The 24,928-nt window shown below is 38.7% G+C and carries 37 protein-coding genes; 21 read left to right on the top strand and 16 right to left on the bottom strand.

The features are described from left to right. Positions 1–35: 35 nt before the first annotated feature. Together QTA56_RS02780 and QTA56_RS02775 are read right to left on the bottom strand one after the other, a co-directional pair. Positions 36–587, bottom strand: coding sequence for a hypothetical protein (locus QTA56_RS02780; protein WP_267979428.1), 552 nt, complete (start codon positions 585–587; stop codon positions 36–38). A 444-nt stretch (positions 588–1,031) separates the two neighbouring features. Beyond that, entirely contained in the window at positions 1,032–1,220 is a 189-nt protein-coding gene (locus QTA56_RS02775; RefSeq protein WP_208728167.1) for a hypothetical protein, read from the bottom strand. A 124-nt stretch (positions 1,221–1,344) separates the two neighbouring features. On the opposite strand from QTA56_RS02775, the gene QTA56_RS02770 reads away from it, so the two are divergent. The 10 genes from QTA56_RS02770 (at position 1,345) to QTA56_RS02725 (ending at position 7,732) form a co-directional block, all read left to right on the top strand. After that, positions 1,345–1,503, top strand: coding sequence for a hypothetical protein (locus tag QTA56_RS02770; protein ID WP_267979420.1), 159 nt, complete (start codon positions 1,345–1,347; stop codon positions 1,501–1,503). Next, positions 1,503–2,732 (top strand): phage/plasmid replication protein, II/X family, encoded by a 1,230-nt coding sequence (locus QTA56_RS02765; RefSeq protein WP_267979419.1) that lies wholly within the window; start codon positions 1,503–1,505, stop codon positions 2,730–2,732. Before QTA56_RS02770 ends, QTA56_RS02765 begins: the two co-directional genes overlap by 1 nt. 15 nt (positions 2,733–2,747) lie before the next feature. Next, on the top strand, positions 2,748–3,017 hold the full coding sequence (locus QTA56_RS02760) for a hypothetical protein (RefSeq protein ID WP_267979418.1): 270 nt from the start codon (positions 2,748–2,750) through the stop codon (positions 3,015–3,017). Positions 3,018–3,420: 403 nt separating this feature from the next. After that, entirely contained in the window at positions 3,421–3,624 is a 204-nt protein-coding gene (locus tag QTA56_RS02755) for a hypothetical protein (protein ID WP_267979427.1), read from the top strand. A gap of 4 nt (positions 3,625–3,628) precedes the next feature. Beyond that, a complete protein-coding gene (locus tag QTA56_RS02750; protein WP_267979426.1) occupies positions 3,629–3,883 on the top strand; it encodes a hypothetical protein in 255 nt (84 codons plus the stop codon). Positions 3,884–4,021: 138 nt separating this feature from the next. Further along, a complete protein-coding gene (locus QTA56_RS02745) occupies positions 4,022–5,455 on the top strand; it encodes an EB domain-containing protein (protein WP_267979425.1) in 1,434 nt (477 codons plus the stop codon). After that, entirely contained in the window at positions 5,452–5,730 is a 279-nt protein-coding gene (locus QTA56_RS02740) for a DUF2523 family protein (RefSeq protein ID WP_267979424.1), read from the top strand. The genes QTA56_RS02745 and QTA56_RS02740 overlap by 4 nt, the downstream gene beginning before the upstream one ends. Continuing rightward, positions 5,727–6,830, top strand: a complete 1,104-nt coding sequence (locus QTA56_RS02735; protein WP_267979423.1) for a P-loop NTPase family protein — start codon at positions 5,727–5,729, stop codon at positions 6,828–6,830. The genes QTA56_RS02740 and QTA56_RS02735 overlap by 4 nt, the downstream gene beginning before the upstream one ends. 222 nt (positions 6,831–7,052) lie before the next feature. Further along, complete coding sequence (locus QTA56_RS02730) at positions 7,053–7,235, top strand: hypothetical protein (protein WP_267979422.1); 183 nt, start codon at positions 7,053–7,055, stop codon at positions 7,233–7,235. A gap of 308 nt (positions 7,236–7,543) precedes the next feature. Then, positions 7,544–7,732 (top strand): hypothetical protein, encoded by a 189-nt coding sequence (locus tag QTA56_RS02725; RefSeq protein WP_267979421.1) that lies wholly within the window; start codon positions 7,544–7,546, stop codon positions 7,730–7,732. A gap of 371 nt (positions 7,733–8,103) precedes the next feature. Here QTA56_RS02725 and QTA56_RS02720 read toward each other — a convergent pair whose 3' ends face one another. Then, entirely contained in the window at positions 8,104–8,292 is a 189-nt protein-coding gene (locus tag QTA56_RS02720) for a hypothetical protein (protein WP_208728167.1), read from the bottom strand. A 124-nt stretch (positions 8,293–8,416) separates the two neighbouring features. Between QTA56_RS02720 and QTA56_RS02715 the strand changes: the two genes are divergently transcribed. The 3 genes from QTA56_RS02715 to QTA56_RS02705 are packed head-to-tail and all read left to right on the top strand — an operon-like array spanning position 8,417 to position 10,089. After that, a complete protein-coding gene (locus tag QTA56_RS02715; RefSeq protein ID WP_267979420.1) occupies positions 8,417–8,575 on the top strand; it encodes a hypothetical protein in 159 nt (52 codons plus the stop codon). Next, complete coding sequence (locus QTA56_RS02710) at positions 8,575–9,804, top strand: phage/plasmid replication protein, II/X family (RefSeq protein ID WP_267979419.1); 1,230 nt, start codon at positions 8,575–8,577, stop codon at positions 9,802–9,804. Before QTA56_RS02715 ends, QTA56_RS02710 begins: the two co-directional genes overlap by 1 nt. 15 nt (positions 9,805–9,819) lie before the next feature. Beyond that, positions 9,820–10,089 carry a hypothetical protein gene (locus QTA56_RS02705; RefSeq protein WP_267979418.1) on the top strand — a complete coding sequence of 90 codons (270 nt, stop codon included), beginning with the start codon at positions 9,820–9,822 and terminating at the stop codon, positions 10,087–10,089. Between the two features lie 321 nt (positions 10,090–10,410). Here QTA56_RS02705 and QTA56_RS02700 read toward each other — a convergent pair whose 3' ends face one another. Both QTA56_RS02700 and QTA56_RS02695 read right to left on the bottom strand, forming a co-directional pair. After that, positions 10,411–10,746, bottom strand: coding sequence for a hypothetical protein (locus QTA56_RS02700; RefSeq protein WP_267979417.1), 336 nt, complete (start codon positions 10,744–10,746; stop codon positions 10,411–10,413). Then, positions 10,746–10,997 carry a hypothetical protein gene (locus tag QTA56_RS02695; protein ID WP_267979416.1) on the bottom strand — a complete coding sequence of 84 codons (252 nt, stop codon included), beginning with the start codon at positions 10,995–10,997 and terminating at the stop codon, positions 10,746–10,748. Before QTA56_RS02695 ends, QTA56_RS02700 begins: the two co-directional genes overlap by 1 nt. Positions 10,998–11,140: 143 nt before the next feature. On the opposite strand from QTA56_RS02695, the gene QTA56_RS02690 reads away from it, so the two are divergent. Both QTA56_RS02690 and QTA56_RS02685 read left to right on the top strand, forming a co-directional pair. After that, positions 11,141–11,470 carry a helix-turn-helix domain-containing protein gene (locus QTA56_RS02690; RefSeq protein WP_267979415.1) on the top strand — a complete coding sequence of 110 codons (330 nt, stop codon included), beginning with the start codon at positions 11,141–11,143 and terminating at the stop codon, positions 11,468–11,470. Further along, positions 11,470–11,745 (top strand): hypothetical protein, encoded by a 276-nt coding sequence (locus QTA56_RS02685; RefSeq protein ID WP_267979414.1) that lies wholly within the window; start codon positions 11,470–11,472, stop codon positions 11,743–11,745. The genes QTA56_RS02690 and QTA56_RS02685 overlap by 1 nt, the downstream gene beginning before the upstream one ends. Positions 11,746–11,943: 198 nt before the next feature. Here QTA56_RS02685 and QTA56_RS02680 read toward each other — a convergent pair whose 3' ends face one another. Both QTA56_RS02680 and QTA56_RS02675 read right to left on the bottom strand, forming a co-directional pair. Then, positions 11,944–12,279: a hypothetical protein gene (locus QTA56_RS02680; RefSeq protein ID WP_267979417.1), complete on the bottom strand. Its 336-nt coding sequence runs from the start codon at positions 12,277–12,279 to the stop codon at positions 11,944–11,946. Then, positions 12,279–12,530, bottom strand: coding sequence for a hypothetical protein (locus tag QTA56_RS02675; RefSeq protein ID WP_267979416.1), 252 nt, complete (start codon positions 12,528–12,530; stop codon positions 12,279–12,281). The genes QTA56_RS02680 and QTA56_RS02675 overlap by 1 nt, the downstream gene beginning before the upstream one ends. 143 nt (positions 12,531–12,673) lie before the next feature. Here QTA56_RS02675 and QTA56_RS02670 point away from each other — a divergent pair, with 143 nt between their 5' ends. Then, on the top strand, positions 12,674–13,003 hold the full coding sequence (locus tag QTA56_RS02670) for a helix-turn-helix domain-containing protein (RefSeq protein WP_267979415.1): 330 nt from the start codon (positions 12,674–12,676) through the stop codon (positions 13,001–13,003). Beyond that, positions 13,003–13,278, top strand: a complete 276-nt coding sequence (locus QTA56_RS02665; protein WP_267979414.1) for a hypothetical protein — start codon at positions 13,003–13,005, stop codon at positions 13,276–13,278. Before QTA56_RS02670 ends, QTA56_RS02665 begins: the two co-directional genes overlap by 1 nt. A gap of 147 nt (positions 13,279–13,425) precedes the next feature. On the opposite strand, the gene QTA56_RS02660 is transcribed toward QTA56_RS02665, so the two are convergent. Continuing rightward, a complete protein-coding gene (locus tag QTA56_RS02660) occupies positions 13,426–14,433 on the bottom strand; it encodes an AraC family transcriptional regulator (protein WP_267980025.1) in 1,008 nt (335 codons plus the stop codon). A gap of 131 nt (positions 14,434–14,564) precedes the next feature. Between QTA56_RS02660 and QTA56_RS02655 the strand changes: the two genes are divergently transcribed. Next, positions 14,565–15,266 (top strand): NAD(P)H-dependent oxidoreductase, encoded by a 702-nt coding sequence (locus tag QTA56_RS02655; RefSeq protein WP_267979413.1) that lies wholly within the window; start codon positions 14,565–14,567, stop codon positions 15,264–15,266. Positions 15,267–15,324: 58 nt separating this feature from the next. Here the strand turns inward: QTA56_RS02655 and QTA56_RS02650 are convergent, their stop codons facing one another. Continuing rightward, positions 15,325–16,071 carry an iron-containing redox enzyme family protein gene (locus tag QTA56_RS02650; protein WP_267979412.1) on the bottom strand — a complete coding sequence of 249 codons (747 nt, stop codon included), beginning with the start codon at positions 16,069–16,071 and terminating at the stop codon, positions 15,325–15,327. Positions 16,072–16,417: 346 nt separating this feature from the next. Between QTA56_RS02650 and QTA56_RS02645 the strand changes: the two genes are divergently transcribed. Beyond that, positions 16,418–17,647: a GGDEF domain-containing protein gene (locus tag QTA56_RS02645; protein ID WP_267979411.1), complete on the top strand. Its 1,230-nt coding sequence runs from the start codon at positions 16,418–16,420 to the stop codon at positions 17,645–17,647. A 115-nt stretch (positions 17,648–17,762) separates the two neighbouring features. Here the strand turns inward: QTA56_RS02645 and aroC are convergent, their stop codons facing one another. Then, positions 17,763–18,854 (bottom strand): chorismate synthase, encoded by a 1,092-nt coding sequence (aroC, locus tag QTA56_RS02640; protein WP_267979410.1) that lies wholly within the window; start codon positions 18,852–18,854, stop codon positions 17,763–17,765. Positions 18,855–18,864: 10 nt separating this feature from the next. Next, positions 18,865–19,875 carry a 50S ribosomal protein L3 N(5)-glutamine methyltransferase gene (gene prmB, locus QTA56_RS02635; protein WP_267979409.1) on the bottom strand — a complete coding sequence of 337 codons (1,011 nt, stop codon included), beginning with the start codon at positions 19,873–19,875 and terminating at the stop codon, positions 18,865–18,867. Positions 19,876–20,063: 188 nt separating this feature from the next. On the opposite strand from prmB, the gene QTA56_RS02630 reads away from it, so the two are divergent. Together QTA56_RS02630 and QTA56_RS02625 are read left to right on the top strand one after the other, a co-directional pair. Continuing rightward, the gene (locus QTA56_RS02630) at positions 20,064–20,330 is read left to right on the top strand and encodes an antitoxin (RefSeq protein ID WP_267979408.1); all 267 of its coding nucleotides are present in this window, start codon (positions 20,064–20,066) and stop codon (positions 20,328–20,330) included. Next, positions 20,327–20,740, top strand: coding sequence for a type II toxin-antitoxin system VapC family toxin (locus QTA56_RS02625; protein WP_267979407.1), 414 nt, complete (start codon positions 20,327–20,329; stop codon positions 20,738–20,740). Before QTA56_RS02630 ends, QTA56_RS02625 begins: the two co-directional genes overlap by 4 nt. 16 nt (positions 20,741–20,756) lie before the next feature. Here QTA56_RS02625 and QTA56_RS02620 read toward each other — a convergent pair whose 3' ends face one another. The 5 genes from QTA56_RS02620 to QTA56_RS02600 form a co-directional block, all read right to left on the bottom strand. After that, positions 20,757–21,944, bottom strand: coding sequence for a vWA domain-containing protein (locus tag QTA56_RS02620; RefSeq protein ID WP_267979406.1), 1,188 nt, complete (start codon positions 21,942–21,944; stop codon positions 20,757–20,759). 12 nt (positions 21,945–21,956) lie between these two features. Beyond that, complete coding sequence (locus QTA56_RS02615) at positions 21,957–22,808, bottom strand: AAA family ATPase (RefSeq protein ID WP_267979405.1); 852 nt, start codon at positions 22,806–22,808, stop codon at positions 21,957–21,959. Between the two features lie 41 nt (positions 22,809–22,849). Next, the gene (locus QTA56_RS02610; RefSeq protein ID WP_267979404.1) at positions 22,850–23,236 is read right to left on the bottom strand and encodes a hypothetical protein; all 387 of its coding nucleotides are present in this window, start codon (positions 23,234–23,236) and stop codon (positions 22,850–22,852) included. Then, positions 23,229–23,534, bottom strand: a complete 306-nt coding sequence (locus QTA56_RS02605) for a YcgL domain-containing protein (protein ID WP_267979403.1) — start codon at positions 23,532–23,534, stop codon at positions 23,229–23,231. The genes QTA56_RS02610 and QTA56_RS02605 overlap by 8 nt, the downstream gene beginning before the upstream one ends. A 91-nt stretch (positions 23,535–23,625) precedes the next feature. Continuing rightward, positions 23,626–24,768 carry a ribonuclease D gene (locus tag QTA56_RS02600; RefSeq protein ID WP_267979402.1) on the bottom strand — a complete coding sequence of 381 codons (1,143 nt, stop codon included), beginning with the start codon at positions 24,766–24,768 and terminating at the stop codon, positions 23,626–23,628. Positions 24,769–24,928 lie beyond the last annotated feature (160 nt).

The following is a 24,928-nucleotide window of genomic DNA, read 5'->3' as shown; positions in this document are numbered from 1 at the left end:
CCTTTTATAAAGATTTAAGGATTTAAACAATAGGTTTAATGTATTAAGTAAAGTTCAGGCAAAATGATGCGAAACTCATCTTGAAGTTCTTCTTTAGACCACAGAACGATAAAGTTGATTTTCGCAGTTTTAATTTTATAACCTGACTTTATTTTCTCTAAAAGTTCCTGTTTAAATTTTTTGGAAAATTTGATCAAATATTGATCTTTTGAGTCTTTACAACCATACATATCTGCATATAAAACATCTCCACTCAATAAATGACGAATAGATTTTGCTTGAGTAATAAAATGATCCAGAATTACATCTTTATGGGTTAGGTATAAAACAAACTCTGATGGTGGAGTAAAAGTATCAATAACTTGCTGCTGATTGATCGAGACCTTAGCAAGTGTTGCTTGTAAATACTTAAAATCATGTGCTATAAAATTATGCCCACAGACATAAGCGACATCATTAATAAAAATTTCTAACTCACGGCTAGACTTCTTATGAAATTGATTTTGATTGCTCGTGATACAGCCAATGTCTAAAATTTTCTGGGTGCTTGGATCAACTTCTAAATCAAGAAATGCAATCAAGGTCATGGCAGAGTCTATAAAGGAAATGTGAATATTGGGATAGCTTAGCTTAGTCTAAAAAACACGTCAATTATCTAAATTATTTATTTCGCATAATATCAATAGGTTATGTTACTTTTCGTTGTCATTGGTACAAATAAAACCACTGGATTTTCCAGTGGTTTTTTTGTCAATGATGCGATTATTTCATGCGCACTCGAACGAAATTTAACATCAACCTACATTATGCGACATCGAAGTTCAAAGTGCGCGGGAGTAGGGAGAAGCGCTTGCCGCGTCCGTCCCGACCTCACGCGCACTTTGAACTTTTGAGAGAGGGCACACTGCTGTCTAATAGTGTGCCTGACTGGAAAATTTTTTTAGAAATCTGCTTATTTACTTAATTAATTCAAATGCTTATTGAATAATGAGAAAGTTTCGCAATAACCCTTGTTTTTGATTATTTTTTACTCACTTTTCTGTGTATTTTTTCTGCCATTCAATTACATCTTCTGCTTTTAAATCTTTTAAATATTTGTCTATTAGCGCATTAACTATGTCTGCTTCATCAATCGGTAATCTAGTTTGAACAATAAAGTCAATATGTGACTTTTGTATCATTGTTACATATGGCGTTTTTACACGATAGGTCTTAGACATTCTTCTAAACTCAGTCAAATATTGCTTATTTTATCATTGTGACAGTGTTGCATTGTTGCGTGCAACTATGGTACAAATGCCTCATTATGTTGCTTGTGACAACATCACAACATTGAGGTGCATCATGAATAAAGAACAAGCTTTAAATCAGATTCCTGATCCATATTTTTGCATTGAATGTAATTCACAATTAGATAAGTCTGAACTTGTTGAGCTGGTAATTCGTATTGGACATTCTGTTTTTGGTTGTCCGCATTGTGGTGCAGTAGTAGTACCTGTCTAATGCTCGATTTTGTACGCTACGCGATCCCGATCATACCTACGCACGTTCGTAGCCTTGATAATCATCATTGGTTCAATGGTGATATTCGCGATTATGGTGTACCTGCTGCAACTCGCCATGTCAGTAAACTGGACGATGGAACGACAATAACAGGGGAGTTGTATCACCCTTACGAATCGCTCCCAAGCGATTACACCGATATGGCCATGAAGTTCTTTACAAATACGATGAACACACCGCCATATGTTGAAATTAAAGGTTCACCTTTGAAATTATTGCAAGGCCATAACGTCTATGGCTTTGAATGTCTTCAATTAGCATCTGACCACATGCTCGGCATGTTGATGGAGGCATTTCCTCAGTTACTTCCAATTTTAGACTTTGCTAATACAGAAGTTCTTTGTGTCGATACGACATATCTAGTCCGTTTACCACACCAATCAATGGTTCAACCAACTTTAGATTACATGGCTAATTTGGCTGCTGGTCATCGTAAGGCTCGACAGGTTAAGTATGAGAATTTCATCTCATGGGGTAATGATGGCGCATCTATTCGTCCAAAGGCTTATGGCAAATTTGAAGAAGTAAAAGCCCAGTTACATAAGATCCAGAAGAAAGCAGACAAGGGGTGCCAACGCTCGAAAGCCTTAGTCTGTGCGATGCATGATGTTCTTCCATTCGCCAATGCTGTTGTCCGTCTCGAAGCACGGATAACTAAAACCTATATGTCCAAGAATGGCATTCCAACGAATTTATTTCAGCTAATCAAGCTGCAACAACAACAGCCAGAATTATTGCTACGACTCTGGCACGTAGCGTTTGACCCGATACTAGATCGAATGAAGGGTAAATATATGAACTTTTCAAATGATGCAGAAATTCTCGAATTATTTAAGTCAAGGTTAGTGACTTATAACATCAAAACTGGAAAGCCAAGCTTTACCAGAGCAAACAACGCAATGAAATTCTACTCATTGATACGTCAGATCGGATTGGTCGCTACTAAAAAACTTTATAACGAATCTGCCTTTTATAAAGCATTAGCGCATTTAGAAGCCTGCGAAATATCAATGGGTCACTTACAGAACCTTGCTAAGAATCCAAACGGCAAGGTTATCCCGTTTGTACGCTTATTCGAATTAAAAATGGCCGATCAATTGCCATCTGATTACGTTCAACCAGTTTCACCATACAGCCCTAAAAAACAGGGTTTATATCTAGTTGCCTAAAGAGAGGTTTTTACAATGCAAATTTCATTTAACAAACGCAACATTTTACCTTCTGTCTATAAAAAGGAAGACAAGGCTTATTACAACACAACGTTGTTTTCGCCAGTCCGTTATAGCCTGAACTTTGGTGAGGGTCTCATGCCAGTTGAGCAAATGAAAGCTGTGCTTGACCAATGCGCTGAGAATGCTCAGGAAGTCGAAGTTGAGTTTACAGAGTCACAGACTAAGTTTGGTCCACAATTGACAGTATTCAGCGTTAAGCCGTTGCCGAAGAAAGCGCCATGATTCATAAGCCATATTTACTTCAATCATTTGTCTTTACCAAGTCTTACTGGGCGTCATATACAGCATGTGATTGGTTTTGGTCTGATGATTATTTGTTATAAATCAAATGCTTAGAACTGATCAATATTAGATCGGTTCGTATAATGTATAATATGTCAATTAAATCAATAACTTACATATAAAAGGTTACCACAATGGACGGTAGAAGTGAAGCTCTTGAGGAAATGAAACAGGCGTTTCTGGATAAATATTCTGGCTTTGTCTCAACACTCAGCGATCAAATTTCGGACACATTACATGAAATGTGTCTTGAAGAACATCACGACTTATTGTCATCGAAAATCGTAAATGACGTGCTAATTAGCATGATCCTTTCTGATTTTCTTCACTAGGAATCTCAGCAATGACAGACGTTTATGCATGTGCATCTTTCGAGATGATCAACAACTTGCAGACGTGTGTTCAGTACATTCAGATTCACCAGTCTTGGCTGGATGAACTGAATAATTTAACCCGTGCCCAAGCCAACGGCATCATTACCGAAGCAATTACGTTTTGGCTTCTGTGCTGGGGGTATAGGGAACTACTTCAATTCATACGGAGATAAAAGTATGGAAAAACAAAACGAACAACGTAAACAGGATTTACGTTCAAAAGTAAACGACATCACAACCAAGGTTGCTGTTGTTGCCACGCCTTTAATCATGGCGACTGGTGCACATGCAGCCGATGGTGATGTGGATGTGGGTGTATTGGCTATCGGCGGTTTAGCTGCTGGTGCTGCTGCGATCTTTGCCGTTAAATCTGCGCCCTCCTTATTAATGTGGGGTTATAACCAGATTCTTGGTTTCCTCAAGCGCGGTTAATCGAATTTGACTCGATCGGGGCTGTATGGGTGCTCTCATACTGTCCCGATTTTTTTTAGGGGGTGTTTATGCAAGTTCTTTATTTAATTGTCGCCCTGATCGGCTATCTCATCATCATTGCACCATAGGCGGTTTTATATGAAATACGTCTATATATTCATTGTTTCTATTCTATTTCTTATCATTTCTTCAATTAATCAATCTTTTGCTGCTGGGTTTTCGGGTGCTGGTGCTTCTGGCGAATGGGATGAACCAGATAAATGTGAACCACAGTATGTTTATAGTATTGGTGGATTTACTGCTGCTACACCATCTGCTGCTTTTGATGCCTGGTTTTCTGCCCAGCCGTGGTCTACTACACATCCGCTTTCATATCCTTGGATTCTAAAATCTACTGTTCAAGTAGGTGATAATTTTAGTTACACTATTCAGTCTAAAAATTATCCAAATTTAACAGAGACTTATACAGTATTTCGTGTTGTTTCTGATGATTATGATCCGAACTGCAAAGACAAGTGCCCTGCGGGTTATGAAGCAGTAAATGGAAAATGTCAGCCGAAAAAATGTCCAGTCGGTCAAACGCTTGTAAATGGTAAATGTGTAGAGAAAAAATGTCCTGCTGGTCAGTCTCTTGATAAAAACGGTCAGTGTTTTGCTCCAGATGACTCATGTCCCGCTGGTCAAAAAAAGGTAAATGGTCGCTGTATAACTCCTCCGCCTGACGATCCAGATCCGAACTCTGAATGGCCCCCATTTTGTGAATGGGCTTCAATCATGTGTCAGTGGCATGAAGAGTGGCAAGAATGGTCTAATGACTATGCAGCCAATGAAGAAAAAGCAAATCTAGATCGAGAAGAGATTAAACGTTTAGCTCTTGATTCAAAAGAGAATCTTGACGACATAAAAGAAAAAATAGACTTAACAAACGATAGAATCGAAAACGCCAACATTAACAACCTTCAGTTCTATGAAGATGTTCGTGAATTTTTGAGGAACTATGATGGTTCGACTGATCCAACTGATGAATTTCCAGGACTACCTGCTTTTTGCGATTGGGCAAACATAGTCTGTGAATGGTACATAGACTGGAAAGTTGCCAACATAGAACATCAGCAACTCATGAATGACCAGATCACCAATGATATTGATTTGGCTGCTAAAAAAATGGAGCAGGATCAGGAATTCTATGCAGTTATGGATAAGGCTGCATCAAATGTGGTTGGCAATCAGGAAAAGGATTTAGAGCAGAACAAGAAGTTTTATGATGATGTACGTGACTTCTTCGACTGGTTCAAGGAACAGAAAGAAGAACAGCCAGAAAATCCTAATAACAACGGTGGCTCAGTTGTAGAAGATCAGAATTTTCAGCCTGACTCAGAACAACGTGTCAACTGGGTCGCTGCCTGTCCATTCGCTCCAAAAACGGACTCAATTGTGATTGAGGGTCAGACCACAAACATCCCCAGTGATTATTCAGAGATGTGCAATATAGCCCAGCAAATGCGTCCTATCGTATTGCTTGCGGGTGCTTTTATCTCAATGTTGATTATTGCAATGGGGTTAAAAAGATGATTCGTGTACTGGTTATACTTGCTGAGTTTCTATTAACACATGCAGTCCGTACCATTTTGCTTGGTGCTGCACTCGGATTAACTTCATCCGCATTTTTATTAACTGCCTTTAATGCTTATTTAAATGGTTTTCTTGGAATGGGTGGTGGAGTTAATTCAGGAATACTCGGTTTAGCTGCAATTGCTGGTCTACATATCGCACTCGGTATGATCATTGGCGCCATTGTTTTCACTGTCACTGTACAGTCAACATTCTTGAGATTCTTTAAAAAATGAGTACTTTACGATTAATCACGGGTGGTATCGGCTCTGGCAAGTCTCTTTGGACTGTAGACCAGTTGTTTAAGCTGAAGGATGAACAACCCGATCGAGTTATTTATACAGATATTACGGGTATTCAACACACTGGTATTATCTCAGTACCCGAAGATTTTGATTGGCGTGATGCTGTACATAATAGCCTTGTTGTATTTGATGAGGTGCAATATAAAGAGTTATTCAGCCGTCATAATTCAAAACGTGACAAACAGATTCTTGATTTAACCACGATCAGGAAAAGAGGTATTGAACTTTGGGTAATAACCCAGCGTGCTCGGTTTTTAAATCCCGATGTACTTGGCTTGGTAAATGAGCATGTGCATCTTGAGAAAAAAGCCTCTGAAGCTGCAAAGGTCTATCATTTTCTTGAAGCTGAAACAGCAATTACAGCTAAAAAGAAGTTGTTTGCGTTTAAGAAATACGTCTTTCAGTATCCAAAGCATCTTTACGGCTTCTATGAGTCGATCAAGCCTGATGCGGTGCATCACAAACGCTCTTGGGTTCATCAGGGTATTGTTCTTGTTATTATCACAATGATTATTGGATTGATTGCCGCATTTTTTACTGTACGCAATGCCACTAATCAGGGTATTTCTGTTCCTGGCATGAAATCTGAAAAATCGACAGATTCCGTAGATAAGACTAAACTTGCTACCAAGTCTGATGGATCGCCAGAGTCAAAGACCACTGAACAGCAAAACCAGCAACAGAACCAAGTGCAGATAGTCAAATACAATCCGAACCAGCCCTATGCAGTTGATTACTCACAATTTGACTATCAGGTATTCGATAAGCCTGTAATTTCTGGCTGTATCATCTATGCAAATGAATGTACATGCTTCACCCAACAAGCCACCAAGCTTGATATGTCGCAAAAGGATTGTAGACGTTATATGTCGGGTGATCGTCCGTTCAATGCTTTCAGGCAACCACAGCAACAACAATATCAGCAACCGCCAGCTCAAGCACAGCAAGAGAATCAGCAGTATGTGAACAACTACGATGCTGAATACATTGAGAAAATGCGGGAAGCCAAGCGTCAGGGGCTAATAAATTGAATTCACGGTCAGCACTCGGAGAGTGCTCTAACTTTTTTAACAAAAAAAAGTTAGTGATAACAACAGAATCACTAACTCAACACTCGCATGAAACGCACGTCTGTGCGCTAAGAATCAACGCAATCGCAAACCTTGACCCTCTGAATACAATGCTCCCATTTGCCGTTACACGGTAACAGCCGAGCGAAGCGACCTCACTTTCTGTTATAAAAAGGACATTTCATGAAACAGCGGTATTTTGTGAATCGGCTTGATTCAATCAATCCACTTTACTTGCAGAACCTGACTAAGAAATGGGTGCAATGCAGCTATTGCGGACGTACACTGATGTATATCCAGTTGATCAAACATCAACAGGTTTTTCATAATGATAACAGTGGTTTTATTCTTGACTGGGTGCTTTGATGACAGAAGATATTTTAGGTGTAACAGTATTGGTGTTTGCTATTCTTAAAACTGGTTTTTTGCTCTGGCTTTATATAAAAGATATGGATGATTATTAATCATGATGAAGATTTTTAATATTGTGCTGACAGTTTTGATGTTTGCTGTTCTTGCTGTTTTTGTTGCTGAAGCTAAGTCATGTCAGGAATATATTGATAAGAATTACCCTTATTGATTGGCATTTTCTTCCAATCTCGATTTAGCTGCAGCTGCGAGATCCTGGCTTAAAGTTGCATCTAAATTATTGATAGTTCGTTGGAGTGAAAAAAATGGATTGGCAAAATATGACATTTTCTTTAGATGAATTAGAAGACATTTGGGAAACATATCAGGCTTATGGTTCAACAAATAATTCTAAAGTTTTGGCAAAAATAGCGACTGAATATACTTATTGTCACTTATGCAATCACCTCATTCCTGTTGCAGATTTTCAGCAGCATTTTGATGATCATTATTAGACTGAGATTTCGCATAATATCAATAGGTTATGTTACTTTTCGTTGTCATTGGTACAAATAAAACCACTGGATTTTCCAGTGGTTTTTTTGTCAATGATGCGATTATTTCATGCGCACTCGAACGAAATTTAACATCAACCTACATTATGCGACATCGAAGTTCAAAGTGCGCGGGAGTAGGGAGAAGCGCTTGCCGCGTCCGTCCCGACCTCACGCGCACTTTGAACTTTTGAGAGAGGGCACACTGCTGTCTAATAGTGTGCCTGACTGGAAAATTTTTTTAGAAATCTGCTTATTTACTTAATTAATTCAAATGCTTATTGAATAATGAGAAAGTTTCGCAATAACCCTTGTTTTTGATTATTTTTTACTCACTTTTCTGTGTATTTTTTCTGCCATTCAATTACATCTTCTGCTTTTAAATCTTTTAAATATTTGTCTATTAGCGCATTAACTATGTCTGCTTCATCAATCGGTAATCTAGTTTGAACAATAAAGTCAATATGTGACTTTTGTATCATTGTTACATATGGCGTTTTTACACGATAGGTCTTAGACATTCTTCTAAACTCAGTCAAATATTGCTTATTTTATCATTGTGACAGTGTTGCATTGTTGCGTGCAACTATGGTACAAATGCCTCATTATGTTGCTTGTGACAACATCACAACATTGAGGTGCATCATGAATAAAGAACAAGCTTTAAATCAGATTCCTGATCCATATTTTTGCATTGAATGTAATTCACAATTAGATAAGTCTGAACTTGTTGAGCTGGTAATTCGTATTGGACATTCTGTTTTTGGTTGTCCGCATTGTGGTGCAGTAGTAGTACCTGTCTAATGCTCGATTTTGTACGCTACGCGATCCCGATCATACCTACGCACGTTCGTAGCCTTGATAATCATCATTGGTTCAATGGTGATATTCGCGATTATGGTGTACCTGCTGCAACTCGCCATGTCAGTAAACTGGACGATGGAACGACAATAACAGGGGAGTTGTATCACCCTTACGAATCGCTCCCAAGCGATTACACCGATATGGCCATGAAGTTCTTTACAAATACGATGAACACACCGCCATATGTTGAAATTAAAGGTTCACCTTTGAAATTATTGCAAGGCCATAACGTCTATGGCTTTGAATGTCTTCAATTAGCATCTGACCACATGCTCGGCATGTTGATGGAGGCATTTCCTCAGTTACTTCCAATTTTAGACTTTGCTAATACAGAAGTTCTTTGTGTCGATACGACATATCTAGTCCGTTTACCACACCAATCAATGGTTCAACCAACTTTAGATTACATGGCTAATTTGGCTGCTGGTCATCGTAAGGCTCGACAGGTTAAGTATGAGAATTTCATCTCATGGGGTAATGATGGCGCATCTATTCGTCCAAAGGCTTATGGCAAATTTGAAGAAGTAAAAGCCCAGTTACATAAGATCCAGAAGAAAGCAGACAAGGGGTGCCAACGCTCGAAAGCCTTAGTCTGTGCGATGCATGATGTTCTTCCATTCGCCAATGCTGTTGTCCGTCTCGAAGCACGGATAACTAAAACCTATATGTCCAAGAATGGCATTCCAACGAATTTATTTCAGCTAATCAAGCTGCAACAACAACAGCCAGAATTATTGCTACGACTCTGGCACGTAGCGTTTGACCCGATACTAGATCGAATGAAGGGTAAATATATGAACTTTTCAAATGATGCAGAAATTCTCGAATTATTTAAGTCAAGGTTAGTGACTTATAACATCAAAACTGGAAAGCCAAGCTTTACCAGAGCAAACAACGCAATGAAATTCTACTCATTGATACGTCAGATCGGATTGGTCGCTACTAAAAAACTTTATAACGAATCTGCCTTTTATAAAGCATTAGCGCATTTAGAAGCCTGCGAAATATCAATGGGTCACTTACAGAACCTTGCTAAGAATCCAAACGGCAAGGTTATCCCGTTTGTACGCTTATTCGAATTAAAAATGGCCGATCAATTGCCATCTGATTACGTTCAACCAGTTTCACCATACAGCCCTAAAAAACAGGGTTTATATCTAGTTGCCTAAAGAGAGGTTTTTACAATGCAAATTTCATTTAACAAACGCAACATTTTACCTTCTGTCTATAAAAAGGAAGACAAGGCTTATTACAACACAACGTTGTTTTCGCCAGTCCGTTATAGCCTGAACTTTGGTGAGGGTCTCATGCCAGTTGAGCAAATGAAAGCTGTGCTTGACCAATGCGCTGAGAATGCTCAGGAAGTCGAAGTTGAGTTTACAGAGTCACAGACTAAGTTTGGTCCACAATTGACAGTATTCAGCGTTAAGCCGTTGCCGAAGAAAGCGCCATGATTCATAAGCCATATTTACTTCAATCATTTGTCTTTACCAAGTCTTACTGGGCGTCATATACAGCATGTGATTGGTTTTGGTCTGATGATTATTTGTTATAAATCAAATGCTTAGAACTGATCAATATTAGATCGGTTCGTATAATGTATATTATGTTAAATAAAGTATTCCATGAACGGTTCGCCACTTGCTCTACCAGTTGTGCGAACCGCATTTGATTAAATCTAATTATTTGAATCCCAACTAATTAAATTTAATCAAATGTACTTTAAGTAACATAATATACATTATGCAAAATCAGGTCTGCTACCAGAGTGTGACCTACTGATCTGAATCCCCTAGCTTTAACCGCATATTATAAATGGGGGTTGCTCGATCTGAATTTTGAGGGCTTTCCTTTGTGTTTTCTTTGTTTTTGGTTGTTTTTTGAACTGGTTTTTCTTCATAGCGAGCCTGAGCAGCATCCACTCTATCTGACCATGTTTTTTGTTGTTCTTGACTAATGAGGTTTAACTCAAGGTATGACTTGATGAAGATACGCATCTTTGCCAAGTCTGACTGGAGAACCTTTTGGGAAATTGGCTTTTTACTCTCAAATTTAGAGATACGTTGTTCCAGTGAATCAACTAGTTTCTGAGTGTGGGCATTAACAATCATTAGCACTCACCCTCTAAAAACTCAGATATTTCAGAGTTGAATTTCTTGTAAGTATCTAAATAAGCGTCAATTTTAGAATAGTCATACGACCAGTCAGAGGCCACAACAGCCAACTGCTCTAAACATCTTTCTGTAGGTATTGCTAGGACACATGCCTCAACACAGGCGTTACCGTGTTCTGAAACGATTCTGGCCACCTCATTGAAAGCAGCCTGTATGAATTCTTGTCGGTCTTTATAAATTATATTCATAGCAAAGTTCACTAAATTGAACATAAATAGCGGTAATCCGCATGATGATTCAATACTCCGCTCAAGTCAACAAAATCATTCATTACTGAGTGATAAAAAGCGTTAAAGTGCGTAATTAATTGCTTTGTTAGCGGAAAACTGCCATGTCCATAGGTGAAAATATTAAGAAAATTTGTATTGATCTAGGAATAAATGGAAGCGATCTAGCAAAACAAGCGAACTTACCCAAGAGAACAGTTCACAGCATAATGAATGATGAGGGCGACCCAAGAGCCTCAAATATCAAGAAAATAGCTATTGCACTTGGGGTTAGTGCTGACACAGTTCTATTTGATGATGAAGAAATTGGAACAGATGGGGATTTAAAAATACTGTTTAGAGAATTAAGTCGCCTACAAGGCGAAAGTCGCGAATATGCAAAAAACGTAATTAAAGCAATCATTATTCAACAAAAAAATAAAGAGCTAAATTAATGAAATACCTAATAATTACTCTATTTATAATAACAAGCACCTATGCTCTAGCGATCGAAGAAAAATATATAAAATACTATGTGACATATAGTGAAAAATCTGGAAAAGCAATCTCAGCAGTAAAAAGTAAAGAGAAAAAGAATGTGGACACGGAAGAAGAAAAAGCAGCGAGCATAAAATGTGAAGAAGAAATAATGAGCCAAGAAGCCCAGCAATTATTCAAAAAAACAACCAACGGAAAGAACAAGATACTTGTATATATATGTAATTTATAGCCAGCCCCGAAGTCGCATAATGTTCGATTATGTTAAATAAAGTATTCCATGAACGGTTCGCCACTTGCTCTACCAGTTGTGCGAACCGCATTTGATTAAATCTAATTATTTGAATCCCAACTAATTAAATTTAATCAAATGTACTTTAAGTAACATAATATACATTATGCAAAATCAGGTCTGCTACCAGAGTGTGACCTACTGATCTGAATCCCCTAGCTTTAACCGCATATTATAAATGGGGGTTGCTCGATCTGAATTTTGAGGGCTTTCCTTTGTGTTTTCTTTGTTTTTGGTTGTTTTTTGAACTGGTTTTTCTTCATAGCGAGCCTGAGCAGCATCCACTCTATCTGACCATGTTTTTTGTTGTTCTTGACTAATGAGGTTTAACTCAAGGTATGACTTGATGAAGATACGCATCTTTGCCAAGTCTGACTGGAGAACCTTTTGGGAAATTGGCTTTTTACTCTCAAATTTAGAGATACGTTGTTCCAGTGAATCAACTAGTTTCTGAGTGTGGGCATTAACAATCATTAGCACTCACCCTCTAAAAACTCAGATATTTCAGAGTTGAATTTCTTGTAAGTATCTAAATAAGCGTCAATTTTAGAATAGTCATACGACCAGTCAGAGGCCACAACAGCCAACTGCTCTAAACATCTTTCTGTAGGTATTGCTAGGACACATGCCTCAACACAGGCGTTACCGTGTTCTGAAACGATTCTGGCCACCTCATTGAAAGCAGCCTGTATGAATTCTTGTCGGTCTTTATAAATTATATTCATAGCAAAGTTCACTAAATTGAACATAAATAGCGGTAATCCGCATGATGATTCAATACTCCGCTCAAGTCAACAAAATCATTCATTACTGAGTGATAAAAAGCGTTAAAGTGCGTAATTAATTGCTTTGTTAGCGGAAAACTGCCATGTCCATAGGTGAAAATATTAAGAAAATTTGTATTGATCTAGGAATAAATGGAAGCGATCTAGCAAAACAAGCGAACTTACCCAAGAGAACAGTTCACAGCATAATGAATGATGAGGGCGACCCAAGAGCCTCAAATATCAAGAAAATAGCTATTGCACTTGGGGTTAGTGCTGACACAGTTCTATTTGATGATGAAGAAATTGGAACAGATGGGGATTTAAAAATACTGTTTAGAGAATTAAGTCGCCTACAAGGCGAAAGTCGCGAATATGCAAAAAACGTAATTAAAGCAATCATTATTCAACAAAAAAATAAAGAGCTAAATTAATGAAATACCTAATAATTACTCTATTTATAATAACAAGCACCTATGCTCTAGCGATCGAAGAAAAATATATAAAATACTATGTGACATATAGTGAAAAATCTGGAAAAGCAATCTCAGCAGTAAAAAGTAAAGAGAAAAAGAATGTGGACACGGAAGAAGAAAAAGCAGCGAGCATAAAATGTGAAGAAGAAATAATGAGCCAAGAAGCCCAGCAATTATTCAAAAAAACAACCAACGGAAAGAACAAGATACTTGTATATATATGTAATTTATAGCCAGCCCCGAAGTCGCATAATGTTCGATTATGTTAAATAATAAATTTTAAAAAATTGATATTCAAATAATTTTTAAAACATAAAATTTTAAATTCTTATATAAATAATTTTCTATTTCACATGAATTTATCTGATTTCTACCCCAAACTATTTCAAAGATGCTTCTCTATAAAATTTTGGTGTAACACTTGTCCATTTTTTAAAAGCGCGTGAAAAATGTGAAATGTCTGCATAACCTAAACGTTCGGAAATTTCTTTAATTGATAACTGATTTTCTCTTAAAAGATTTTCTGCTTGCTGCCTGCGAATTTCGCCAATGATGTTTTGAAAAGATGTTTGCTCATTAGTGAGCTGGCGCTGCAATGTCCTTTCTGATATATGTAGTTTTTGCGCTACCTGTTTTAATGTTAAAGAACCAATATTCTCTTCATTACATGCCAATTGTTTAACCTGTGAATAAATAGAATTTATTTTTCCCTGTTTTAAAGAAAGTTTTTCAATGTCTCGTTTACACTGCTCCTGAATGAGCCGCAGAATCATTAAATCTGCTGTTTCTAAAGGAAAATCTAGTAGCTTTCTATCAAAAATCAGGCAATCATGGCTTTTATTAAAACTACAGTTTAGTAAATGATTATTTTCATAAAAAGTCGGTGCTGGCTGTTTAAACTCTATATCAATATTAAGATCAGTTTTGGCCAAATCTTTTAAGATATTGGAAAAACCTAACACCAGAAACATAACTCCATGATTATTAAATTTAAATTTCTGTAAAGGCTGATCAAAATATAAATATGCCTTATCGCTAATTATGTTTAATTTAGGTTTAAAAACCAGACAATGTAGACCAATATATTGTTCTAATATTTTTATTGCCTGCCCTAAGTTCTCCGCAGCTTTCGCGGCAACACCAATATGTCCATAACATGAGACTTTCATCTCTTGGGATAAATATAAACTAATCGCTGGCTGATTCGTCAGTAAAATCGCCTTTTCCAATAAGTAATTAAAAATACTGAAATCTATATACCAAAATGGCGCTTCTAAATGATGAGTGGAAATACCTGTTCCAGCCAATAATTGTTCTGCCGAAACACTCCATTGCTGCAACGTTTGCACCAAAAGATTAACATAGGTACCTGGTAGTTCAGGACTCATCGTGGTTTCTTGGAAATCCATCATATTGGCGTAAAATGGTAAAGACTGGCGGTTCATGAACTATGCCATGTTTACCATTTCCTGCATAGTAAGTTATCTGAGAAATTTATTATGTTACAGGTTATTAATTTATGAATATTCTGATTGTTCATGCACATCCAGAAGCACAATCTTTTACTACAGCATTAAAAAGCACAGCACAACATAGCTTTGAGCAGCAAGGACATCAGGTTGAAATTTCTGATCTTTATGCGATGAAATTTAATCCTGTAGCCTCACAGGATGATTTTACTGAATTGAATCAACCTGAATATTTTAATTACGCACTTGAGCAGCGTAACGCTTTAAAACAGAATCATTTAGCTGCGGACATTGAAATCGAAATTGAAAAAGTGAAACGAGCTGATCTGGTGATCTTCACATTTCCATTATACTGGACTTCTGTTCCTGCAATATTGAAAGGCTGGATTGACCGTGTGTTTGTCTCTGGACTTTTCTATGGTGGAAAGCGTTTTTATAATCATGGCGGCATGGCTGGTAAAAAGGCAATGCTGTGTTTTACATTGGGTGGTCGTGATTATATGTTTGGTGAAAATTCCATTCATGGACCGATTGAACAGTATTTATCTCCAATTCAACGCGGAACGCTGGCCTATGCAGGTTTTGAGGTATTACCACCTTTTATTGCCTACCATGTACCCTATATCAGCCAGAAAGATCGACAAGATATTCTTGTGGATTTTGAAAAATATCTGAAGCATCTTGATGAAATACAACCTTTAAAATTTCCTGTTCTAGAAAACTTTGATGAAAAAATGCAACCATTAAATTGATCAAAATATAAAAACCAGACAGCTATTTGGTATTAACTAAATAGCTGTTTTATGGATTTTAATTTTTATGCTGCAACTTATAGCACTCATCAAGAGCAAGTTCATAATAGGCCAATCCTTCTTTGGCGGCTAAAAAAGCCTTTCTCTGCAAAACTGGGTCTTTGTCACAGAGTCGCTTGATCAGTTCCATAGCTTCATAAGGATGTAGATCATCATAATGTGCATGTGCTCTTAACCAGGCAAGTGATCGTTTATTAATATTGACTTCTGGATGTTGGGTGTAGGTTTGAATTCCTTTATAAACCTGTATAGTCCAGTCCCCTGTTGCCCACTCAATTGCCAGATTTGTTGCGGCAATGCTTTCGGCCAGACTCCCTCGATAATTGGTTGTCCAGAGAAAATGATTGACTGCATTCATGGCGGCAGGTGGTCTTACTTCATTCAGCATTTCCAGTGTGAGGCCAAACCCCATTGCCCAATCCTGATACCAGTTTAAATGGCGTTCTTCAACCTTAATATTTTGAATAAGCCAATCCCTGGTTTCAGTTACACCATCCAATGAGAAAGAAGTTGCCTTGGCCAATGCTCCTGCCATATAGGAAGGAAAATGAGCCACTAAAGGGTAAAAGTTAAGTAATGCTGAACGAAAACATTCAAGGCTTAATGAACCACTCGCCATGTCTAAAAATAAAGGATGTTTACTCACTCTTTCTTTTGCAGGTAAAAGTTCATCCCAGAACCGTTGAGCCCATTCATTATGAGGGGTAATTTCTAGTTTTGTTGCATATTGATTCATAGCAGTCATTGCGATGCATCCTATTTCGTATGACTTGATTCAATCACATTCCATGATTGTTGCTTTTGTCTAAATTGTATCCTAATACAGTAAATATACAATCATTACTGTTTAATTTGTAACATTTTTTATTTCTTTAAGATTTTATTAAATTGAAACATTATATTAGTTCATTATTAGAACTTCTGATGAAAGTTGGAAATATGATAAATTCTGAATAATAAAACATGATTGAGTTAAAAAATTAATAATTTTTTATAATATGATACACATTTTGTTTAAATCAGTGTAACGTAGTAAAAAAATAATCCCTATTTGACATTTATAACAATATTTGGGAGTGGTGAGAGATAAGATGAAGTTGAAAGCTTCCAATCTATTGGGACAAGAACAAATCGACTTACTAATTTCTCGCGGGCTAAATTTAGTTTGGTTTCCTAAAGAATTAGAAGTGATCTATCGAGATCAGTACAGAAATGAGGCTGCCCATGAGTTTCGTTATCGTGCGCCCATCATTCTAGGTTTATATTTATTTCTTAGTTTCGGTATCTATCAGGTATTACCCCCTGTTTTGCGTCTTGAATGGGTCGCATATTACGGTTGGGTCGGTATTATCATTTTACTCGCCTGGCTACTAGCCTTTGTTCCCATCATGAATAAATGGTTTGACCATTATGTTTGTCTGGGATCAATGGGCGCTGTTGCAATTACATTCACCTTGATCAACGTATTGGAACAAGGCCAGCATAATGTGCTATTTCATGCTGCCATGATGTATGCAGTCGTGATTATCTATGGTTTCGTAGGAATGCGTTTCTACACAGCCATTCTTGCTGGATGGTGTGGTGGGCTTGTGGGTGTGATCGCCAGTACATGGCTAAGTGGTGATATTGATTGGACTTTTTTAAACCGCACCTATACTTTTAGCAGCTTTTTGGGTATGGCATTGGCATATGCCACAGACAGGCAACATCGGGAAAACTATTTACAGAATTGCATGATCGAACTTAATCGGCTGGAGCTCATGCGTCAGGCGCAGCAGCTTTCGATTCTGTCCCAGCAGGATGCCTTAACTGGTTTGGCCAACCGCCGTTATCTGGATGAGGTTCTTGAAAATGAATGGAAACGAGCTATTCGCCATGAAATGCCTATTACGATCATGATGATTGATATTGATTTCTTTAAACTATACAACGATACCTTGGGGCATATTCAGGGAGATCAGTGTTTAAGGCGGATTGCCATTTTATTGGGTTCAATTGCCTCTCGTAGTGGCGATCTCGCTGCCCGTTATGGTGGTGAGGAGTTTCTATTGTTATTTTCCATGACAGATAAGGATCAGGCTGTGATACAGGTACAACGGTTAATGGAGCTGGTTCGCAATATAGGAATTATTCATCCAAGAAGTCATGTTTCCAAGCATGTTACGATTAGTGTGGGTGTTGCAACTGTCACTCCTCATTTAAATGACAGCCTTTCAGAATTTATTTCTCAGGCTGACCACGCATTATATGTAGCCAAAAGTAATGGTAGAAATCAATATCATATTTCTACTTCAGATAATGTTATTTCTGAAGCACTATAATTTTGTTGTTGAATTTAATAATACTTAAAAAGGTTTTAAAGATATATTTAAAATACTATTAAAGCCACACATATTATTCATTCTATGTGTGGCTTAATTATAAGCTTATATTAAATTAAGGTTCAATTGGCTTAAATGGTGGAATCACATCGGCATTTTGTGCACGATGGCGTAGGAAATGGTCCATCAACACAATCGCCAGCATCGCTTCTGCAATTGGTGTAGCCCGCACACCCACACATGGGTCATGACGACCTTTGGTTAACACATCCGTGTTTTCCCGCTCAATGGTAATGGTTTTACCAGACGTGGTAATACTTGCAGTTGGTTTTAAGGCAATCGCAACACGAATGGTTTGACCACTTGAAATTCCACCTAAAATGCCGCCAGCATGATTGGCGAGGAAACCATCTGTGGTCAGTTCATCACGGGTTTCGTGACCAAACTGCCCTGCAACAGCAAAGCCATCACCGATTTCGACACCTTTAACTGCATTAATGCTCATCATGGCATGGGCAATATCAGCATCCAGACGATCAAAAACAGGCTCACCCCAACCCACTGGAACTTTTTCAGCAAGAATTTCCAGTTTTGCACCACAGCTGGTTCCCTGTTCACGCAATGAGGATACAAGCTTCTCAAAGCGTGGCACGGCATCAACATCACCACAAAAAAATGGGTTGTTCGGTACTTCCGACCAATCCAGCTTCTCAGCAACTTCATTACCAATTTGTGTGACATGGCCACGAATATCAATACCAAATTTTTCAGCAAGATATTTCTTGGCAATTGCACCAGCGGCAACTCGCATTGCCGTTTCTCGCGCACTTGAACGGCCACCACCACGATAGTCACGGAAGCCATATTTTTGTGTATAGGTGTAATCAGCATGTCCAGGGCGGAATGTCTGAGCGATATTGCCGTAGTCTTTAGATTTCTGGTCTGTATTGCGAATCAACAGGCCAATCGGTGTACCTGTGGTTTTACCCTCAAAAACACCTGAAATAATTTCAACCTGATCAGGTTCTTTACGCTGGGTCGCAAATTTAGAGGTTCCTGGTTTACGGCGGTCTAAGTCCTTTTGCAAATCATCTTCACACAGTGCCAAACCTGGTGGTACACCATCAACAATCGCCATTAATCCGACACCGTGCGACTCACCACAGGTGGTTACCCGAAAAAGTTGACCAATACTGTTCCCTGCCATTTTTAGCCCCTTAATTTTGAATGGATTGCTGGAATATATCTTTATAGCGGCGGCATTGTTCAGCAGTGAGTGCAAAAATACCTGTACCACCTTTCTGGAATGTCAGCCAATGGAAGTCAACGGTATTAAAGTTCTGACGCATTGCCCATTCAGAGTTGCCCACTTCAATCACAATCAGGCCATCCTCAGTAAGATAGTCAGCCGCTTGCGCCAACATCTTGCGAACCAAGTCCAAACCATCCTGACCCGCAGCCAAGGCTAACTCAGGTTCATGCAGGAATTCATCTGGTAAGTCCGCCATATCTTCTGCGTCAACATAAGGAGGATTGCTCACGATAAGATCATATTGATGTTCAGCAGGAATTTTTGCGAACAGGTCAGATTCAAGCAATGCAATTTGATACTGCTTGTTATGATGTTCTGCATTGATTGAGGCAACTTCCAGTGCTTCTTTGGAAATATCGGTTGCATCCACTTCCGAGTCTGGGAAAGCATAAGCCAAGGCCACAGCAATACATCCCGAACCTGTACACATATCCAGAATACGTTGCGGCGTTTTTGGTGCTGGATTCTCAGGTAAATTATTCAATGCTTCACGTATCTGCCCATTTTCATCCAGACAATATGGCGCAAAACGTTGTTCAATCGCCTCTGCAATTGGTGAACGTGGAATCAGTACACGCTCATCAACATAAAAAGGCTTATTAAAGAAATATGCAAGATTCAATAAATATGAGGTCGGAACACGCTCATTAATACGGCGTTCCAATAAACTTAAAAATTCAGCTTTTTCACTTGGTAAAAGTTTGGCGTCCAGAATCTCAGCATCGGCAGACCATTCCAGTGACAGTGTTTGTAAAACCAGAGCTGAACTTTCTGCAAAATAATCTTCTGTACCTTGCCCTAAATGTGCATCGTATTGGCGTAATGCGCTCACCCCAAAACGGATAAAATCCCGAATTGTTGATAAATGCTCAGACGCTTCTTGTAAATGTTCAGGGGAAATGGTTGGTCGATCCACGTAGGTCTCCACAGGCAAGGATTGCAAAACGGCTTATTCTACCGTGTTTTCGTGTTTTTTTTTCATGTTTATCTATGAATCTCCCGAAAACACAAAGTGAAGTTTTTCAGAATTGATTAAATACTATTCAATATTTGGATTTTATGCTTTAATGTACACACTATATGTACATACATTGGAGAACACTCATGAGTACACCAATTACATCCAGAGTATTTATGAATGGTAATAGTCAAGCAGTTCGCATTCCACAAGAGTTTCGTTTAAATACCAAACGAGTAGAAATTTTTTTAAATCAAAATGGTGATCTAGTGATCCATCCCATTGCAGAATCAAGTGAAAATCGAGGTGAAGCACTTTGGCAAGCCTTACAGGAATTTGATACTGATTTTGTTGAAATTTTGGAAAAAAATCGCCTTGATGATCATCAAGCCCAAGAGCGAGACGCTTTATGAAATATATGTTGGATACCAATATTCTGATTTATTTCATGAAGAATAAACCCCTGAGTGTGATTGAACGAGTCAATCAACTCTCACAGGATGATGAATTATGCATGTCATTTATCAGTTATGCAGAATTATTAAAAGGAGCATATGGTAGCCAAAGAAAAACTGTTGTTTTAAAACAGCTTGAAAACCTAATTCTGCGAATCCCTGTCCTTTATAGCACTCAACAACAACTCTGTGAGTATTATGCTCATCATGCACTATTACTCAAACAAGCTGGAACACCGATTGGTAATAATGATTTATGGATTGCAAGTCATGCACTTGCCGAAAAATGTATTTTGGTGACCAACAATTATAAGGAATTTAATCGTATTACAGATTTAACACTAGAAAACTGGGCTGATCCAGTATGAATCAGCCTTTTGATGTTTAACGAGATAAATACTTGGTCATATCCTCAATGCCTTTTAAGGTCATTGGATACATATGATGATCAAATACTTCCTTAATCCATTGAATGGTCTGGGTATAATGCCAATAACCCTCAAGTTCAGGATTCAGCCAAGCGGTTTTATCATAATGCTGGCGTAAGCGTCTTAACCACACCTCCCCAGCTTCATCATTCATATATTCAACTGAACCACCCGCAGACTTTAACTCATACGGTGCCATGCTGGCATCACCCACTACAATCACACGGTAATCACGCCCATAAGTGTGAAATAGATCCCATGTATTCATGCGTGTTGAACTACGGCGATGGTTGTCTTTCCAGACATAGTCATACAGACAATTATGGAAATAGAAATATTCGAGGGTTTTAAACTCAGATTTGGCCGCACTGAACAGTTTTTCGCATTCAGCGATATAGGCATCCATTGAACCGCCCACATCAAACAGCATCAGTACCTTGATACGGTTACGGCGTTCAGGCACAAGCTGTACATCCAGAATACCCTGTTTTGCGGTCTCACGGATGGTGCCGTCAACATCGAGTTCTTCGGCTGCACCCTGACGGGCAAACTTACGCAAACGGCGCAACGCAATTTGCATCTGGCGCGTGCCTAGAACCTGATCATCATCAAGATTCTGGTATTTACGCTGTTCCCACACCTTTACCGCTGAACGTTTACGCCCTGGCCCACCTATTCGGACACCTTCTGGATGATCACCAAAAGCACCAAAAGGTGAAGTTCCACCTGTGCCAATCATGCGATTGCCACCCTGATGTTTTTTATGCTGTTCCCGCAAGCGTTCTTCCAGCATTTTCATCAGTTCTTCGAGTGAACCTGCTTTGAGCAGTTCTGCACGCTGTTCAGGAGTGAGATGTTTCTCCAATAATTCAAGATCAAACCAGTCTTTTGGCAATTTGTGAACCTGTTTAAGCAGTTCATCCAGATCAAAAGTTTCAATGCCATCAAAGTAGTCTTTCATGGCACGGTCAAACTTGTCAAAGAAACGCTCATCCTTGACTAAAATGGTTTTAGCCAATTGATAGAACTCTTCCTGATCTGCAAAAACCAGACCTGATGCCACCGCCTGATTGAGATCAATCAGCTCACGAGTTGTTACAGGTACACCATATTTGCGTAAGGTGTAAAACAATCGTACAAACATTGGTAAACACTCTTAGCGGCGTGACATAAATGCTAAACGTTCAAGCAGTTGCACATCTTGTTCATTCTTGATTAACGCGCCATACAATGGCGGAATCGCTTTTGACTTATCGTGATTACGCAACACATCCTCAGGCATATCATCTGCCATGAGTAGGCTTAACCAATCAATCAGTTCAGAGGTTGATGGGGGTTTCTTCAAGTTTGGAATTTCACGTAACTTAAAGAACACCTGTAGGGCTTCACTGACCAAAGTATTTGAGATATTCGGGAAATGAACCGCGATGATGTCACGCATGGTGGCTTCATCTGGGAACTCAATATAGTGGAAGAAACAACGGCGTAAAAACGCGTCTGGAAGTTCTTTCTCATTATTTGAGGTGATGATCACAATCGGACGTTGGGTCGCAGTGATGGTTTCACCAGTCTCATAGACATAGAACGACATTTTATCGAGTTCATGTAACAAGTCATTTGGAAACTCAATATCAGCCTTGTCAATTTCATCAATCAGCAATACACAACGTTCTTCGCTGGTAAACGCTTCCCATAATTTACCTGGTTTAATATAGTTCTTAATGTCGTAGACACGGTCATCACCCAACTGACTGTCACGTAAACGTGAAACAGCATCATATTCATACAGGCCTTGCTGGGCTTTGGTGGTTGACTTGATATGCCAGGTAATCAGCTTTAAGCCCAAACTTTCAGCCACCTGTTCTGCAAGCAAGGTTTTACCTGTACCTGGCTCGCCTTTGACCAAAAGTGGTTTTTGTAAAGCACGCGCAGCTTTTACTGCCAGTTTCAGGCTTTCAGTTGCAATATATTGATCTGTACCAGTGAAGTGTTGTGTATCAGCAGACATTTAAACAACCTTATTTTTCTATCTTTACTTTGTGTGAATATTTAAGCGGAACGTACGGTTTTATTTGCAGCATACTTTGACCAGCAAAATCCAACCAGTAAACCTACACCAATGACAAACAGGATCAGTGACAGGTTTGACCAAATTAAAATATGCTCTTTGGTCAATACACCAAAAATCAGGCCAAAGACTGCTGGTGCCAATGCCGAGTTTGGACCCTCGGAAATCGTAGGCGTTGCCAGAATGGCAAATACAACAATCCATAGGATTCCACCGACTGGATTGGGTAAACGTGACATCAGGCGATACCAGCACCATAACGCAATGAGGGTCCCTGTCACATAAACAATGATCGCAACATTCTCTTCTGGGAACTGATCCAGTACTGACAGGATGTTGGACCAAATTGCTGTTAAAGTTTCAAGCACCGCGCAAACCCTCTGGTTCCACCGCATTTGGATTAATTAATCCCTCAGGTGGCACCTGGATAAAAAATCCCTTGGTGTGTAGTGAGTCTAAAACATGAAGAACGTTCACACGGGCAAGCTTGCGCTCATTGTGAAGCTCTAGATGCATGACAAAAGTCGCCTTGCCAAATGCTTGCAATACGGCTTCAGGAATACCATCAAACAGATTTTCTGGTTCCTTGTCATCAGGATAGTTTGGACGAGCAATATACATATACATTTCGTCTTTTTTGCTCGATCTATAAATATCGCAGTGCATGTTTACTCACAACTCTTATCAATCAAAAACAGCATACATGAAAAAAATAACAGGTACATTAAGGAATGTTAACGCAACAGTCGTGTTTTGTTTACTGGGAAATCTTCATTTGCGTAGCCAAATACTCAATGTCCTGCCGCAGCAGTTCAATCAATGGCCTGGTTAAGATTTCATAACGCCAGCCCAATAAATAGTTGGGTAAATCCTGCTCATCCAGATGAAAAACCACATGCTCATAAATCGCATTCAGCCATTTTTTTCGCAGCAAGACTTCTTTGGGAATGGCTGTTTCAAGAACCACACGCTCTATTAAAATCTCTATTTGTGGTGCCACTTCCTTGGAATTACTTTTTACAGGTCGAGCCATTCTTAATGGCCACTCATTTTCAGGGGGCAAAAACTTCAATAAATCTAAAATGGTTTTACCATGTTCACGCACAATATTCGGACGTATGTCTTTCACCTGAGCAAGCTGGAAATTATTACGTGGATTTTTCTCCACCAAATCAATCATGGTGGCATTTTTAAGGATAAAACTGCGTGGTTGATTAAGTGCCTTGGTGATTTGTTCCCGCCAGATACTGAGTTGTTGTAACTGCATTAACTCTCTACGTGAGTGGCGGTAATTACCAATATCTGTATAAAGCGCTGCAAGTGGTGTTTCCAGTGCAATTTCTTTGGTGAGATTTTGGCAATCCTCCAATACATATTGATAGAGACCTTTCACTTTTAGGTCATTCTTCAATGCATCAGCAAGTTTGGTTAAATAAAGAACATCATTGGCTGCATAGCTCATTTGCTCCTGAGTGAGTGGTCGAGCCAACCAGTCTGAACGTGTCTGGTCTTTCTCTATATCAATATTCAAACGAGTTTTTAAGGCATTCTGGTAGCTGACTTGTAGGCCATGTCCCAAAAACGCCATTGCCACCTGAGTATCAAAAACATTGCCAAGTGGTTTCTGGTCTGCATAATGATAAATCAGGTCAATATCTTCACCACAGGCATGGAAAATGTTCTGTTGTGCATTAAATATTTTTTGCCAGAACTTTACCAAATTCAGTGCAGTTCCATCCAACAAGGAAACCTGGCCATTTAAATTGATTTGGCACACCCCAAGTTTTGGATATAAGGTGTCAACCTTAATAAACTCAGTATCAAGTGCATAGGTGGAACATTGTTCCATTTGAGTAAGGAGAACAGCTAAATCTTGTTGCTGCTGGATAAACTGAAACATATTTGCTCAAGTAAAATAATAAAGAACCATTAGCAATAGCACTGCCAAATTGCAGTCATTGCTCAAGCGAAATCAAATGCAAAAATAAATTTAATCAGTATTCCACATGCAATACATGAAATTACTCCTTTTTCCATATCATCAAAAAACGAAAATCCTT

The organism is Acinetobacter thutiue (genome assembly GCF_030385805.1).
GTDB lineage: Bacteria > Pseudomonadota > Gammaproteobacteria > Pseudomonadales > Moraxellaceae > Acinetobacter > Acinetobacter corruptisaponis.
This window is presented reverse-complemented; position numbering and strand designations above follow the sequence as displayed.

What these genes read in the sequence shown, in the direction of transcription:
- QTA56_RS02780 (WP_267979428.1), bottom strand. Translation starts at nt 587, where the DNA reads ATGACCTTGATTGCATTTCTTGATTTAGAAGTTGATCCAAGCACCCAG.
- QTA56_RS02775 (WP_208728167.1), bottom strand. Translation starts at nt 1,220, where the DNA reads ATGTCTAAGACCTATCGTGTAAAAACGCCATATGTAACAATGATACAA.
- QTA56_RS02770 (WP_267979420.1), top strand. Translation starts at nt 1,345, where the DNA reads ATGAATAAAGAACAAGCTTTAAATCAGATTCCTGATCCATATTTTTGC.
- QTA56_RS02765 (WP_267979419.1), top strand. Translation starts at nt 1,503, where the DNA reads ATGCTCGATTTTGTACGCTACGCGATCCCGATCATACCTACGCACGTT.
- QTA56_RS02760 (WP_267979418.1), top strand. Translation starts at nt 2,748, where the DNA reads ATGCAAATTTCATTTAACAAACGCAACATTTTACCTTCTGTCTATAAA.
- QTA56_RS02755 (WP_267979427.1), top strand. Translation starts at nt 3,421, where the DNA reads ATGACAGACGTTTATGCATGTGCATCTTTCGAGATGATCAACAACTTG.
- QTA56_RS02750 (WP_267979426.1), top strand. Translation starts at nt 3,629, where the DNA reads ATGGAAAAACAAAACGAACAACGTAAACAGGATTTACGTTCAAAAGTA.
- QTA56_RS02745 (WP_267979425.1), top strand. Translation starts at nt 4,022, where the DNA reads ATGAAATACGTCTATATATTCATTGTTTCTATTCTATTTCTTATCATT.
- QTA56_RS02740 (WP_267979424.1), top strand. Translation starts at nt 5,452, where the DNA reads ATGATTCGTGTACTGGTTATACTTGCTGAGTTTCTATTAACACATGCA.
- QTA56_RS02735 (WP_267979423.1), top strand. Translation starts at nt 5,727, where the DNA reads ATGAGTACTTTACGATTAATCACGGGTGGTATCGGCTCTGGCAAGTCT.
- QTA56_RS02730 (WP_267979422.1), top strand. Translation starts at nt 7,053, where the DNA reads ATGAAACAGCGGTATTTTGTGAATCGGCTTGATTCAATCAATCCACTT.
- QTA56_RS02725 (WP_267979421.1), top strand. Translation starts at nt 7,544, where the DNA reads ATGGATTGGCAAAATATGACATTTTCTTTAGATGAATTAGAAGACATT.
- QTA56_RS02720 (WP_208728167.1), bottom strand. Translation starts at nt 8,292, where the DNA reads ATGTCTAAGACCTATCGTGTAAAAACGCCATATGTAACAATGATACAA.
- QTA56_RS02715 (WP_267979420.1), top strand. Translation starts at nt 8,417, where the DNA reads ATGAATAAAGAACAAGCTTTAAATCAGATTCCTGATCCATATTTTTGC.
- QTA56_RS02710 (WP_267979419.1), top strand. Translation starts at nt 8,575, where the DNA reads ATGCTCGATTTTGTACGCTACGCGATCCCGATCATACCTACGCACGTT.
- QTA56_RS02705 (WP_267979418.1), top strand. Translation starts at nt 9,820, where the DNA reads ATGCAAATTTCATTTAACAAACGCAACATTTTACCTTCTGTCTATAAA.
- QTA56_RS02700 (WP_267979417.1), bottom strand. Translation starts at nt 10,746, where the DNA reads ATGATTGTTAATGCCCACACTCAGAAACTAGTTGATTCACTGGAACAA.
- QTA56_RS02695 (WP_267979416.1), bottom strand. Translation starts at nt 10,997, where the DNA reads ATGAATATAATTTATAAAGACCGACAAGAATTCATACAGGCTGCTTTC.
- QTA56_RS02690 (WP_267979415.1), top strand. Translation starts at nt 11,141, where the DNA reads ATGTCCATAGGTGAAAATATTAAGAAAATTTGTATTGATCTAGGAATA.
- QTA56_RS02685 (WP_267979414.1), top strand. Translation starts at nt 11,470, where the DNA reads ATGAAATACCTAATAATTACTCTATTTATAATAACAAGCACCTATGCT.
- QTA56_RS02680 (WP_267979417.1), bottom strand. Translation starts at nt 12,279, where the DNA reads ATGATTGTTAATGCCCACACTCAGAAACTAGTTGATTCACTGGAACAA.
- QTA56_RS02675 (WP_267979416.1), bottom strand. Translation starts at nt 12,530, where the DNA reads ATGAATATAATTTATAAAGACCGACAAGAATTCATACAGGCTGCTTTC.
- QTA56_RS02670 (WP_267979415.1), top strand. Translation starts at nt 12,674, where the DNA reads ATGTCCATAGGTGAAAATATTAAGAAAATTTGTATTGATCTAGGAATA.
- QTA56_RS02665 (WP_267979414.1), top strand. Translation starts at nt 13,003, where the DNA reads ATGAAATACCTAATAATTACTCTATTTATAATAACAAGCACCTATGCT.
- QTA56_RS02660 (WP_267980025.1), bottom strand. Translation starts at nt 14,433, where the DNA reads ATGAGTCCTGAACTACCAGGTACCTATGTTAATCTTTTGGTGCAAACG.
- QTA56_RS02655 (WP_267979413.1), top strand. Translation starts at nt 14,565, where the DNA reads ATGAATATTCTGATTGTTCATGCACATCCAGAAGCACAATCTTTTACT.
- QTA56_RS02650 (WP_267979412.1), bottom strand. Translation starts at nt 16,071, where the DNA reads ATGACTGCTATGAATCAATATGCAACAAAACTAGAAATTACCCCTCAT.
- QTA56_RS02645 (WP_267979411.1), top strand. Translation starts at nt 16,418, where the DNA reads ATGAAGTTGAAAGCTTCCAATCTATTGGGACAAGAACAAATCGACTTA.
- aroC (WP_267979410.1), bottom strand. Translation starts at nt 18,854, where the DNA reads ATGGCAGGGAACAGTATTGGTCAACTTTTTCGGGTAACCACCTGTGGT.
- QTA56_RS02630 (WP_267979408.1), top strand. Translation starts at nt 20,064, where the DNA reads ATGAGTACACCAATTACATCCAGAGTATTTATGAATGGTAATAGTCAA.
- QTA56_RS02625 (WP_267979407.1), top strand. Translation starts at nt 20,327, where the DNA reads ATGAAATATATGTTGGATACCAATATTCTGATTTATTTCATGAAGAAT.
- QTA56_RS02620 (WP_267979406.1), bottom strand. Translation starts at nt 21,944, where the DNA reads ATGTTTGTACGATTGTTTTACACCTTACGCAAATATGGTGTACCTGTA.
- QTA56_RS02615 (WP_267979405.1), bottom strand. Translation starts at nt 22,808, where the DNA reads ATGTCTGCTGATACACAACACTTCACTGGTACAGATCAATATATTGCA.
- QTA56_RS02605 (WP_267979403.1), bottom strand. Translation starts at nt 23,534, where the DNA reads ATGCACTGCGATATTTATAGATCGAGCAAAAAAGACGAAATGTATATG.
- QTA56_RS02600 (WP_267979402.1), bottom strand. Translation starts at nt 24,768, where the DNA reads ATGTTTCAGTTTATCCAGCAGCAACAAGATTTAGCTGTTCTCCTTACT.